The sequence below is a fragment of the Aeromonas sp. 600276 genome (assembly GCF_049175815.1).
Lineage (GTDB): Bacteria > Pseudomonadota > Gammaproteobacteria > Enterobacterales > Aeromonadaceae > Aeromonas > Aeromonas dhakensis.
In genome coordinates this window covers 22,256-34,511 of sequence record NZ_JAAKVU010000023.1, presented here as the reverse complement: position 1 = coordinate 34,511, position 12,256 = coordinate 22,256, and the positions used below count along the sequence as shown (strand labels likewise).

General features: G+C 63.1%; 12 protein-coding genes. 8 read left to right on the top strand and 4 right to left on the bottom strand.

What is annotated here, in order from left to right:
• Nucleotides 1-262: 262 nt before the first annotated feature.
• Nucleotides 263-970 carry a GntR family transcriptional regulator gene (locus G5134_RS18930; RefSeq protein ID WP_010635556.1) on the top strand — a complete coding sequence of 236 codons (708 nt, stop codon included), beginning with the start codon at nt 263-265 and terminating at the stop codon, nt 968-970.
• Between the two features lie 78 nt (nt 971-1,048).
• On the opposite strand, the gene norR is transcribed toward G5134_RS18930, so the two are convergent.
• A complete protein-coding gene (gene norR, locus G5134_RS18925; RefSeq protein WP_065017797.1) occupies nt 1,049-2,575 on the bottom strand; it encodes a nitric oxide reductase transcriptional regulator NorR in 1,527 nt (508 codons plus the stop codon).
• A 170-nt stretch (nt 2,576-2,745) separates the two neighbouring features.
• On the opposite strand from norR, the gene norV reads away from it, so the two are divergent.
• The 6 genes from norV (at nt 2,746) to G5134_RS18895 (ending at nt 9,110) form a co-directional block, all read left to right on the top strand.
• The gene (norV, locus tag G5134_RS18920; RefSeq protein ID WP_421232131.1) at nt 2,746-4,230 is read left to right on the top strand and encodes an anaerobic nitric oxide reductase flavorubredoxin; all 1,485 of its coding nucleotides are present in this window, start codon (nt 2,746-2,748) and stop codon (nt 4,228-4,230) included.
• Entirely contained in the window at nt 4,227-5,393 is a 1,167-nt protein-coding gene (gene norW / locus G5134_RS18915) for an NADH:flavorubredoxin reductase NorW (protein WP_019840748.1), read from the top strand. Before norV ends, norW begins: the two co-directional genes overlap by 4 nt.
• 51 nt (nt 5,394-5,444) lie before the next feature.
• A complete protein-coding gene (locus G5134_RS18910; RefSeq protein ID WP_011704149.1) occupies nt 5,445-5,786 on the top strand; it encodes a DUF1971 domain-containing protein in 342 nt (113 codons plus the stop codon).
• Between the two features lie 121 nt (nt 5,787-5,907).
• Nucleotides 5,908-7,125 carry a 4Fe-4S binding protein gene (locus G5134_RS18905; protein WP_421232130.1) on the top strand — a complete coding sequence of 406 codons (1,218 nt, stop codon included), beginning with the start codon at nt 5,908-5,910 and terminating at the stop codon, nt 7,123-7,125.
• Nucleotides 7,126-7,412: 287 nt separating this feature from the next.
• Nucleotides 7,413-8,633 (top strand): aromatic amino acid transporter, encoded by a 1,221-nt coding sequence (locus G5134_RS18900; RefSeq protein ID WP_005307366.1) that lies wholly within the window; start codon nt 7,413-7,415, stop codon nt 8,631-8,633.
• A 177-nt stretch (nt 8,634-8,810) separates the two neighbouring features.
• Nucleotides 8,811-9,110 (top strand): hypothetical protein, encoded by a 300-nt coding sequence (locus G5134_RS18895; RefSeq protein ID WP_005307369.1) that lies wholly within the window; start codon nt 8,811-8,813, stop codon nt 9,108-9,110.
• Nucleotides 9,111-9,181: 71 nt separating this feature from the next.
• Here G5134_RS18895 and G5134_RS18890 read toward each other — a convergent pair whose 3' ends face one another.
• From G5134_RS18890 to G5134_RS18880, 3 genes are all read right to left on the bottom strand, one after another.
• Entirely contained in the window at nt 9,182-9,658 is a 477-nt protein-coding gene (locus G5134_RS18890) for a DM13 domain-containing protein (protein WP_017788494.1), read from the bottom strand.
• Between the two features lie 110 nt (nt 9,659-9,768).
• Nucleotides 9,769-10,176 carry a hypothetical protein gene (locus tag G5134_RS18885; RefSeq protein ID WP_005307387.1) on the bottom strand — a complete coding sequence of 136 codons (408 nt, stop codon included), beginning with the start codon at nt 10,174-10,176 and terminating at the stop codon, nt 9,769-9,771.
• 280 nt (nt 10,177-10,456) lie between these two features.
• Nucleotides 10,457-10,837 (bottom strand): hypothetical protein, encoded by a 381-nt coding sequence (locus G5134_RS18880; RefSeq protein ID WP_005307389.1) that lies wholly within the window; start codon nt 10,835-10,837, stop codon nt 10,457-10,459.
• A gap of 571 nt (nt 10,838-11,408) precedes the next feature.
• Here G5134_RS18880 and G5134_RS18875 point away from each other — a divergent pair.
• A complete protein-coding gene (locus tag G5134_RS18875) occupies nt 11,409-11,915 on the top strand; it encodes an AAA family ATPase (protein ID WP_024942228.1) in 507 nt (168 codons plus the stop codon).
• Nucleotides 11,916-12,256 lie beyond the last annotated feature (341 nt).

Genomic DNA, 12,256 nt, shown 5'->3' with positions numbered 1-12,256 from the left:
AATTGTCTGACTGCTGTTGTCGTGTTGCTGAATTGAACCTAACAACAAGCGATAACCCCCTCATGAAATATGTGGTGGTTATGTGATCCGGCGCATGCACTTATTTAGACAAAGAGATCTAAATTTTGCGATATTGTTGTACGTCTTGTTTTTGTGACGTTTTTATCGGGTTATTTGAATTTAAAATTGTTTATTTTCAGCTGGTTTAAATAAAGGCGAGCAAATGGGCCGCCACCCCGGCTGGGTAAAGAGAGGTCTAGCAGTGATCTACAAATCGGTGGCGGATCGATTGCGTATCCGGGTCAACGGGGCGGATTGCCGGGTGGGGGATGTCCTGCCGAGCGAGAAAACCCTGGCGAGTCAGTTCGGGGTATCGCGGATGACGGTGCGCAAGGCGGTGGACATGCTGATCGAGTGGGGGCTGGTGGAGCGGCGCCACGGCAGCGGCACCTACGTGACCAAGAAGGACGTGCAGCACGAGACCAAGGGGCTGAGCGGTTTCACCGAGCTGATGCGTGAACAGGGCCGCAGCCTGACCAGCGAGGTGCTGGAGTTTCGCACCATGCCGGCCCCACCCGCCATCGCCAGCCAGCTCAGGATCAAGGTGAACGAGCCGGTCTACTTCTCCAACCGGGTGCGCTCGGTGGACGGCCGGGCCCTGCTGGTGGAGGAGAGCTACATGCCGGTGCGGCTGTTTCGCACCCTCTCGGTGGCCCATCTGGAGGGATCCAAGTTCGCCTACATCGAGAACGAGTGCCAGCTTCCCATCGCCGGCAACTACGAGAGCTTCAGCGCCGTGCTGGCCGACCGGCGCATGGCCGAGCTGTTGCATATCGAGCAGGGGGCGCCCATCCTGCGGCTCACCTCGCTCTCCTACGGTGAGAACGGCGAGTTTCTCAACTACTCCATCATGTTCCGCAATGCCAACGACTATCACGTCGACTACCACCTGCGCCGCGCCCGCGGCTAGCCTGCCCCCCATCTTGCTGCATATGCCAACCCCCTCGCCAGCGAGGGGGTTTTTGTTTGATGGCCCTGAATGGGCGCCTCAGGCCTTGAGGCCGAGCCGCTTGGCGAGCCGGTGCAGGTTGCCGCTGTCGAGCTCCAGCGCGCGGGCGGTGGCGGCCCAGTTGCCGTCATGGGCGGCCAGGGTCTGCTCGATCAGCGCGAGCTGAAAGGCGTCGGTGGCGGCGCGCAGGCCGAGGCCGCCGGGCAAGGGGGTCATTGGCGCCATGGCGGGGCTGGTGGAGGGGGGCAGGGGGGCGGCCGCCAGGTTGAAGTGATGGCTGGCGAGGGTCGGGGCCTGGCTGCCCTGTTCGGCCCGCGCCAGCACGGCGGCGCGGTGGATGGCATGCTCGAGTTCCCGCACGTTGCCGGGCCAGTCGTGGCGCTCAAGCAGCTGCAGCGCCTGTGGCTGGATGCGCAGCCGCTCCAGCCCCAGGCTGAGCCGGCAGCGCTCGCAAAAATAACCGGCCAGCAGGGGAATGTCGCCGGGGCGCTCGCGCAGCGCCGGGGCGTGGATCGGAAACACGCTCAGCCGGTGGTAGAGGTCGGCCCGGAACTGCCCCTCGACCACCGCCTGCTTCAGATCCCGGTTGGTGGCCGCCAGGATGCGCACGTTCACCTTGAGCGGGGTGTCGTCGCCGATCCGCTGCAGATCGCCGTATTGCAGCACCCGCAGCAGCTTGGCCTGCAGCGGCAGGGAGAGCTCGCCGATCTCGTCGAGGAACAGGGTGCCCTGATCCGCCAGCTCGAACTTGCCCGCCCGGTTGTGGATGGCGCCGGTGAAGGCCCCCTTCACGTGGCCGAACAGCTCGCTTTCGGCCACCGACTCCGGCAGGGCGGCGCAGTTGAGGTAGACCAGCGGGGCCTTGGCGCGCTGGGAACCGCGATGCACCGCCTTGGCGATCAGCTCCTTGCCGACCCCGGTCTCCCCCAGGATCAGCACGTTCAGCTCCGAGTTCGCCACCACCTCGATCTCATGGCGCAGCCGGGCCATGGCGGGGGACTGGCCGATCATCTCCGGCTGCTCAGGGCCGGGCCGGGTGCCGGGGACCAGCGGCTCGCTACTCTGGCGGGCGAGCCGCTCCAGCAGCAGGGCGTTGTTGAGGGCGGCGGCGGCTAGGGCGCCCACCAGCCTCAGCTCCTCGTCGCTGATGGCGTCGAACTGGGCCGGGTTCATGCCGTCTATGGTCAGGGCGCCGATCAGTGCCTGATCCGAGAACAGCGGCAGGCCGATGCAGGCGTGCACCTTGAAGTCGTCGTGATCCGGCAGCAGGCCGTCATAGGGGTCGGGCAGGCTGCTGTCGGCAGGGAAGCGCACCACGTCGCCGGCGCGGGCGATGGCCTCCATGCGCGGGTGATCCTTGAGGGCGAAGCGGCGCCCCAGCACGTCCTGCATCAGGCCGTCGATAGCCAGCGGGATGAACTGGCCCCCCTCGTAGCGCAGCAGGGCCGAGGCATCCGAGTTCAGCAGGCTGCGCACGCTCTGGATCAGGCGGTGGAAGCGGTCCTGATGGGAGATGCCGAGTTGCAGGTCGAGGGCGATGCGCGCCAGGCTGTCGGTTGAGATCACGATGATTGTCCAAATGACAGTGTGTTTGTGATTTTGACTATAAAGAGAGGCTGTCTAAATGACAATGATAGATGTGTGTATCTATTAAAAACAACAAGTTACATATTGGCACGTCCGCTGCAATAGCTGGTTCAGTCGAACATACACTATTGCATTCGAGGAACTGCCTGATGAGCATTCACGTCAAGAACAACATCCACTGGGTCGGCCAACGGGACTGGGAGGTACGCGACTTCCACGGTACCGAGTACAAGACCCACAAGGGCACCAGCTACAACAGCTATCTCATCCGCGAAGGGAAGAACGTGCTGATCGATACCGTCGATCACAAGTTCAGCCGCGAGTTCGTGCAGAACCTGGCGGCGGAGATCGATCTCGCCGCCATCGACTATGTGGTGATCAACCACGCCGAGGAGGATCACGCCGGCGCCCTGACCGAGCTGATGGCCCGCATCCCCGGCACCCCCATCTACTGTACCCACAACGCCATCGACTCCATCACTGGCCATCATCACCACCCGGAGTGGAACTTCCACCCGGTCAAGACAGGGGACAGCCTGGACATCGGCAACGGCAAGCAGCTGGTATTTATCGAGACCCCCATGCTGCACTGGCCCGACAGCATGATGACCTACATGACAGAGGATGCGGTGCTCTTCTCCAACGACGCCTTCGGCCAGCACTACTGCGACGAGCACCTGTTCAACGACGAAGTGGATCAGACCGAGCTGATGGAGCAGTGCCAGCGCTATTACGCCAACATCCTCACCCCCTTCAGCCCGCTGGTGACCGCCAAGATCAAGGAAGTGCTGGGCTTCAACCTGCCGGTGAGCATGGTGGCCACCTCCCACGGCATCGTCTGGCGTGAGGACCCCACCCAGATCATCCTGAAATACCTGGAGTGGGCCGACCACTATCAGGAAGACCGCATCACCTTGTTCTACGACTCCATGTCCAACAACACCCGCATGATGGCCGATGCCATCGCCCAGGGCATCCACGAGGTGGACCCGGGTGTGGCGGTGAAGATCTACAACGTGGCCCGCCACGATAAGAACGAGATCCTGACCCAGGTGTTCCGCTCCAAGGGGATACTGGTGGGCTCTTCCACCATGAACAACGTCATGATGCCCAAGGTGGCGGGCATGCTCGAAGAGATCACCGGCCTGCGTTTTCGCAACAAGCGGGCCTCGGCCTTCGGCAGCTACGGCTGGACCGGCGGCGCGGTGGACCGGATCCAGACCCGGCTGATGGATGCGGGCTTTGACATCAGCATCTCCCTCAAGGCCAAGTGGCGCCCGGATGGTTCCGCCTTGGCGGAATGCCGCGAGCACGGCCGCCAGCTCGCCCGTCAGTGGGCGCTGCATCCGCTGGACGCGCCCCGCCCGATCACCACAACTCAGACAGCCGTGACGCCTGCCCCCCTGATGCCCGCTGCTGAGCCGAAAGCCGCAGCGGCTGTCGCCGAGTGGGATGACGACCAGGCCATGCTCTGCACCGTCTGCCAGTGGGTCTACGACCCGGCCCAGGGCGAGCCGGATCAGCTGGTTGCGCCGGGCACCCCCTGGGCCCAGGTGCCGGACAGCTTCCTCTGCCCGGGTTGCGGCATCGGCAAGGAGGTATTTGAACCCTGTGCCGTGGAGGCCTGTGTATGAACGCAGCAACGCAGAGTGACGTCGGCATCAGCCGGGAAATAGTGGTGATCGGCAGCGGTTTCGCCGCCCAGCAGCTGGTCAAGAGCCTGCGCAAGCTGGACACCGAGCAGCCCATCCGCCTCATCACCGCCGACAGCGGCGACGAGTACAACAAGCCGGACTTGAGCCACGTGGTGAGCCGGGGCTGCGCCGCCGCAGCCATGACCCGCCAGAGCGGCCGCGACTTTGCCGAGCAGCAGCGCATCGCGCTGCTACCCCACTGCCCGGTGCTCGGCATCGACCCAGCCCGGCGGTTGGTGCTGACCGAGCAGGGGGAATTCCCCTATGGCCGGCTGGTGCTGGCCACCGGCGCCAGTGCGGTACGCCCCGAGCTGCCGGGCAGCGAACATCTGGTCACCCTCAACAGCCAGCAGGAGTATGCCGCCGCCGAGGGGGCAATCCAGCAGGCCCGCCGCATCCTGGTGCTGGGGGCCGGCCTCATCGGCTGCGAGCTGGCGATGGACATGGCGAGCGATGGCCGCGAGGTCACCCTGCTGGATCTGGCTGACAGCCCGCTCAGCGCCCTGCTGCCCGCCACCCTGACCCAGCCACTGCAACAGGCGCTGCGCAGCCAGGGGGTCAGCCTGCAGTTCGGGACAGGTCTCGCCAGGATAGATGCCCAGCCGGGCGATGGCTGGCGCGTCACCCTGAGTGACGGGCGCGTCAGCGAGCAGGATCTGGTGATCGCCGCGATCGGCCTGCGGCCGAATCTGGCCCTGGCCCGTGGGGCCGGGCTGGCAGTGGCGCGCGGCATCCTGGTCGACGATCGGCTGCAGACCAGCGACCCCCATATCTTCGCGCTGGGGGACTGCGTGCAGTGGCAAGGTCAGCTGCTCCCCTTCCTGCAACCCATAGTGCTGGGAGCCAATGCGCTGGCGCGCACCCTGCTCGGCACGCCGACCCCGCTGACCCTGCCGCCCATGCTGGTGAAGGTGAAGACGCCGCGCTACCCGCTGCAACTGGCCGGCCGCACCAAGGGCGAGGATCTCGTCTGGCAGTGCCGCTGGAACAGCCACGGCATGGTGGCCGAGGCGCGTGATGAAGCCGGCGAGCTGTACGGTTTCGTGGTGGGGGGCGACCAGATGAGTGCCGCCTTCCCGCTGCTGCGTCAGCTGCCCCGTTAACCCTTTTCATTGCACCGGCCGGGTCGACCCGGCCACTCGAGGAGAACCGATATGGCCATGCAACTGATACCGTCTCACTGGGTGGTGCGTCGCTCTACCCCCTTCTTCACCCGCCAGAATGTGCCCCAGGCCCTGCTCACCCACCACAACACCGCGGCCGGGGTGTTCGGCCAGCTCTGCGTGATGGAGGGCACCGTCACCTATCACGGTTTTGCGGACGAACAGGCCGAGGAGCCCGAGATAAGCCTGGTGATCCGGGCCGGGGAGTTTGCTACCAGCCCGCCCCAGTATTGGCACAGGGTCGAGCTGTCGGAGGATGCCCGCTTCAACATCCACTTCTGGGCCGAGCAGGCCGAATCCGACCAGCCGCTGTTCAACAGCCGCAAGGCATAAGGGCCAAACATGGGGAGGGGCATTGGGCGCAAATGTCCCTCTCTGCCCATGCAGATCAAAATAGTCAACTCAGATGTCCGTTATCCTTGCCGCCAGTGGTGGATGAGGCAGTGAGGGAAACATGAGCGTGATCGAAGCCGTGACCATGGCCGCCGGCCTGGCCTATCTGGTGCTGCTGGCGTGGCAGGCGCGATCGGGCTGGCAGTGGCGTCTTGCCCTCGGCCTGCTGTTCATGCTCTGGTTGCTGGCGGCGGACAGCCTGCTCTGGCTCGGCGTGGGGCTGGTGGCCGCCGCGCTTGCCCTCTGGCACCAGCGGCGGCCGCTGCCCGCCATCGAGGCGCTCGACAGCCAGTGGCTGAGGGCACGCACGCGCCAGCTGCTGCTGCTCTGCTGGGGGCTGGTGACGCTGCAGTACGGCCTGCATGTCTGGCAGCTGGGGCAGGGGATGAGCCCCTGGCTGGTGCGCCCTGACGTGGTGGACGGCTTCCTGCCCATCGCCGGCGGGCTCGGGCTGCGGGCCTGGCTCGGGCAGGGGCTGGTGGATCCGCACCATCCGGCGGCTACCGTGACTGTGCTGGTGCTCTCGTTGTCGGCCCTGCTGCTGGGACGGGCATTCTGTGCCTGGTTCTGCCCGCTCGGGCTGGTGGGGGAGTGGCTGCACGGCCTGCGCAGTCGCCTGTTGCCGGGGGAGTGGACCCCGCCGCGCTGGCTCGATGTCGTGTTGCGCGGCCAGAAGTTCATGGTGCTCGCTTTCCTGCTGTTCATCGTGCTGATCGCGGTGCCAGGCGCCGCCCTGCCCGGCTACTTCACCAGCCCCTACCATCAGGCGGCGGACATGAAGATGGGGGCCTTCTTCTTCAACCTGACTCTGATCTCGGGTCTGTGCCTTTGCTGGGTGCTGCTGCTCACCGCCACCTTCCGGCAAGGGTTTTGCCGCTACCTCTGCCCCTATGGCGCCTGGCTCGCCCTGCTCGGTCTATTGACGGTGCTGCGCATCCGCCGCGACCCGGCCCGCTGCCTGCGCAGTGCAGGCCACGACTGTGACAAGTGCAGCCGGGCCTGCCCGTCGCGCATCCAGGTGCACCAGCTCATCGCGGTGCGCAGCCTCGAGTGCACCAGCTGCCTGAGCTGCGTGGCCGCCTGCCCCAAGCGGGCCGATGCGCTGCATTTGGGCACGCCACGGCGTCGGCTCAGCCCTCCACGTTTGCTGGGGCTGCTCTGCCTGTTGCTGCTGGTGCTGCCGCTGCTCGCTTACGGCCTGTTGGGTATCTGGGTCAGCCAGACGCCACTCGAGGTGCGGGCTCAGCTGCTGCAACTGTTGCCGCAGCTGACCCATTGAGTACCGACACGCCGGTCAAAGGCGGTCTGCCCAAAGGGGCCGGGCTGCCTGAAAATGCACCCAAATTTGATACCTGAGGGGGAGCAGGGTAAAGTCCCTTCCCCGACATGGCGGCTCTGCAGCCGTGCCGGGCCGGCAGTCAGCCCTGAGCGCACCTCGCTTCCCCTTCGAAGCAGCCAGCGCCGGGCGCCGGCACCTAGATGAGCGCGATCTACCATGACAACCGGCGTAGCAAATGCAACGGTCCGCGGTCGCGATCAGATCCACAATCGTCTTTGGAGAAGTAAATGGGACAGAAACCATCGTTGGTAGGCGGGGCATGCATCATTGCCGGCGTCTGTGTCGGGGCTGGCATGCTGGGTTTGCCGAGTGCGGGGGCAGGTGCCTGGACCCTCTGGTCGGTACTGGCCATCACCCTGACCATGATAGTGATGACAGTCTCCGGCTGGATGCTGCTGGAGTCCTATCAGGGTTATCCGCTGCGCGTGTCGTTCGATACCGTCACCCGTGAGCTGCTGGGGGAGAAGGTCAACGCCTTCAACAACCTCACCGTCTATTTCGTCGGCGGCATCCTGCTCTACGCCTACATCACCTCGGCCGGCCTCATCATAGACGGCATGACCGGCATCGGCAGCCAGTGGGCTTCCATCCTGTTTACCCTGGGCTTTTCCGGCCTGGTGTGGCATTCCACCCGGGCGGTGGATCGCATCTCCGTGGTGCTGGTCATCGCCATGGGGCTGAGCTTCGTGTTCGGCATCTCCGGGCTCTCCATCAACATCAAGCCGACCCTGCTGTTCGACACCCTGAGCCAGCACGCCAGCTATGCCCCCTATGCGCTGGCCATGTTGCCGGTGGCGCTCACCTCGTTCGGCTATCACCACTCGGTGTCGTCCATGCGCGCCTACTACGGTGAAGAGCGCCGCGCCCGCTACGCCATCCTCGGCGGCACTGCCATCGCGCTGCTGTTCTACCTCATCTGGCTGGTGAGCGTGTTCGGCAACCTGCCGCGCAGCGAGTTCGGGCCCGTGGTGGCGCAGGGCGGCAACGTCGACGTGCTGCTCAAGGCGCTGGCCTCGGTGATCGAATCCGAGGCGGTCGCCAGCGCCCTCAACGCCTTCTCGATGGCGGCGATCCTCTCCTCCTTCATCGGGGTGGGGCTGGGGGTGTTCGACTATCTGGCGGATCTGTTCAAGTTCGACAACAGCCGCCAGGGCCGCGCCAAGTCGTGGGCCGCCACCTTCCTGCCGCCGCTGCTGCTCTCCCTGCTGTTCCCGTTCGGCTTCCTGATGGCCATCGGCTACGCGGGCGCCGTGGCCACCCTGTGGACCTGCATCATCCCGGCGCTGCTGGCCTGGAAGGTGCGGGCCGGCAAGCAGGAGGGCAAGGACGAGGGTTTCCGCGCACCGGGCGGCATGCCGATGATCGTCGGCGTCTTCCTGTTCGGGGTGCTGACCGCCGCCTTCCACCTGCTCAACATGGCGGGCCTGCTGCCGGTCTATACCGGCTGAAGGGGTTGAATCTCCCCGGTCTGCCGCGGCAGGCTGCGACAAAAAACGGCGCCTGATGGCGCCGTTTTGCATGCCAGATTGTGACTTAGACAGACAGGTTGGGGTTGGGCGGGCTGGCCGGCTGGCGGGTGTGCACTATAGTTTGGTTCTTTTTGGAGCCAAAAATAGGAGCTGGCTATGGCATGGACTATCGATGATTCGCAACCTCGCATCCTCTACAACAAGGACAAGCACGTAGCCGTGACGGCGTCGGCCATGAGCAAATACCACGAGTGGCGGCGGGAGATAGTGCGAGGCACGGACCCCAAGAACGCCGCCGACAAGGTGGGTGACATGCACTACGAACAGCTGGGTGGCAAGCACAAGGGGATCTACACGATCCGCCTCAGTCAGGAGCACAGGGTCGCCTTTACCATCAACAGCACCCTGCAGCAGGTCAGCGTAATCAGCATTGGCGGCCATTTTCCGCCGGGCTGATGCAGCAGACAGAGACGAAATGGCGCCTTGCGGCGCCGTTTTTTTATGGGGGTCGGCAACCGACCGCATGGCTAGCGGTAGCGGGCGGCGGTGATGAACTGGCCGAAGGTCTCGCACCAGATGATCACGCTGTCGTAGTCGGCCGGGTTTACGTCGGCAGGCAGGGGGACGATAAAGTTGTCGAAAGTCTTCACCGGCCCGATCTTCACCATCTTCTCCTTCTGGCGGGCAAAGTCGGCCTCGGTCTCGACGAAGGTGGGCGACAGGTAGAGCTGGTAGTCGGGGCCAGGCGCCAGCCTGCCCATCAGGCTGATGGCATCGGGCCCTATGCTGACCTGCCCCTCACCCCAGTGCAGCCGGTCGCTGTCTTGCAGATCCCGGCGAAAGGTGCCGTGAAAGCTGGCCTGAGCCTGCCGGGCGGCAACCTGCTCGTTGGCGGGGGCGGGCGGGGCGATCAGGATCGGCAGGGCATAGATGCCGGCCGCAAAGCCGGCGGCGCCCACCAGCAGATGGCTGGCCAGCAGCAGGGTCAGGGTCTTGCGTTGCATAGTGTCTCGGTCGTTGATTAATTGATGGCTCCACCCTACCAGCAGGCCGCCGTCATGCCCAGCCCAGGAGGGGCATGACGGTGGTTGCTCGGGCATCGCGTTGGTGGGGCTTACTGGATGCTGACCGACAGGGTGTGGGGCACCTGCTCGCCGCGACGGGCGGAGGCGCGCATCTGATAGACCTGGATCAGGTACTTGCCGGAGGCGGGCAGGGCGCCTTGCCACTGGCCATCGCCATCGTTGCGGCCCAGCGCCTCGGCCTGACCGGGTTGGGCACCGGGGGCGAAGACATTGAAGTTGGCGTTGCTGCTGCCGCCGATCTTGACCGTCATGGTCTGGCCCGCCTTGGCCACCAGGGTGTAATGGATGGTGTCGTAGCCCGCGAAGCTGCCCTTGAGCTGGGCGCTGTGGGCCCCCTTGGCAAACTGCACCGGGACCGTGGTGATCTTGTCGGCGGCCTGCGCACCGGCGGCGGCCATGGTGACGGCCAGCAGGGCGGCCTGAATTGCTCGTTTCATCGTTGCACCTCGTGAAGGGGCCCTGTCACCCTGGCAGAGCCGCCCTGACAAGATATGACTAAATCGGCGGACTGGCTATCCGGGTGGTGGTCGGGTCAGATGTGTCGATGGGGCAGATGTGACGCGAACGGGTGAGATACCTGGCGACCCTATCCTCGCATGTTGCAGCGCAAGGCAAGCGACGGTCGCGCGGGTTGTTAAAGCCGGGCGCAGCTGACTGGCCCGGCTTGGTGTTCACTTCATTTATTGCACCAGCCTGTAGGCCGGTAGGCCGGCAGGATTAGGGGTTGAAGCTGCGGGTGATCTTCAGCTGATGAATCCCGCCGGAGCACTGGGCATCATTGCCCCAGGCGCTGACCGGCAGGCCGCGTTCCAGCGCCAGCAAGGCCATCTCGAACATGCCCCTGCCGGGGTAATCATTCAGGTTCTTGAAGACATGGAAGCTCGTGCTGCCCTGCTCATAATTCTTTTCCCATGAGATGACCACCGCATTGCCCGCGTCGGGGCCGCCACTGGCCGATTTGATATAACCGGCATGCACATCGGTCAACATGACCTGGTCAAGACACTGCACGTCGACCCGGTAAGTGGCCAAGGCACTGGTAGAGCACATCAGGGTGGACAAGGCGGCCAACATAACGAACTGCTTTTTTATGATCATTCTACACATCTCCATCTGTGTGTTTCAGGTGAATGGCGGAAATTAAAATGGAGAGGTGGAAAAGGCCATGGCTATTTAATTCAGATAAGTCTGATATTGATGCTATATATCTTTTTTCAATTTAATTATTTGGGTTGCTTATTTTGATTTGGCAATAACTTATTGATTTTCAATGGTTTGTTTTTGAATGTGGGTGTCACTATTTTTCATTGTCGCGATGGCATTAAAGATGGCTGGACATATAAAACAATCCGTTTTTAATGCTTTGTTATTTATATTTAGCCATGTTTTGGCAGAAATCACGGCTTGATTGATGAGGTACAATAACGAGAAATGGGGCGCACAAAATATTTTTGTGGCTATTGCTATCCATCGGCAGCAGCCAGCCTGCATATGCATTTGGATGATCGGTAGAGAGGCAGACTTATATTCGCGCGTATTCGATAACGGCTATCGCTCAAGGAAGTCCGCTGACGGGCATATCCCGTGCAGCCTTGAACAAGACGCTGTGGGCGCGATGGCAATCCGGTACCCTATGGCTCGGATTCTTCTTTTATCACGGGAATGGGACATGCTGATCATCTTCAGTGGTTTGCCGGGCAGCGGAAAAAGCACCATAGCACGGGCTCTGGCCCAGCGGTTGAGGGCCGTCTACCTGCGCATCGATACCATAGAGCAGGCAATTCGTGCCGCTGAGCAGGCGGATAACGAGATGGGGCCGGCCGGTTATTTCGTTGCCTATGGGCTGGCCAGAGAGAACCTGGCACTTGGCTCGATCGTCATCACGGATTCTGTTAACCCCATCCAGCTCACCCGGGATGCTTACCACGAGATCGCCCGCTCGGTCGGGGTGCCCTGTCTCGATGTCGAGGTGGTCTGCTCCAACCCTAAGTTGCACCGCGAGCGGGTCGAGAACCGGACGGTGGATATCGAGGGGCTGGCATTGCCGGATTGGCAGGCGGTGATCACACGCGATTATGAACCCTGGGACAGTGAGCGTCTGGTACTGGATAGCGCCACTCTGTCGGTCACCCAGAGCGTGGAAAAGATTATCGCCGCGTTGGCAAAGCCGTTGTAGGTTCGATTAGCGCAGCGTAATTGAACGATTGAGAGGCTTTGACTGCAACTGTTGTCGTGAAACCGGGGTGGCCAGCCAGAGGTAGAATTTCGGCAGGCCGTGATGGCGGGGGAATCCATTGACGCGAATGTCCGATTACGCCTGACGGCTAATCGAACCTACGGGTTGCCCCCTTCTCCCCTTGTGGGAGAAGGGTTGGGGATGAGGGGGGTGTTTTGCCAACCCAAGGTCAATGTTGGGCTTCTCGATGTTCGGCACCGACCGGCATGCCCCGCAAGCCACCGCTTTCTGTAGGTTCGATTAGCGCAGCCTAATTGGACGAACGAGAGGCTTTGATTACG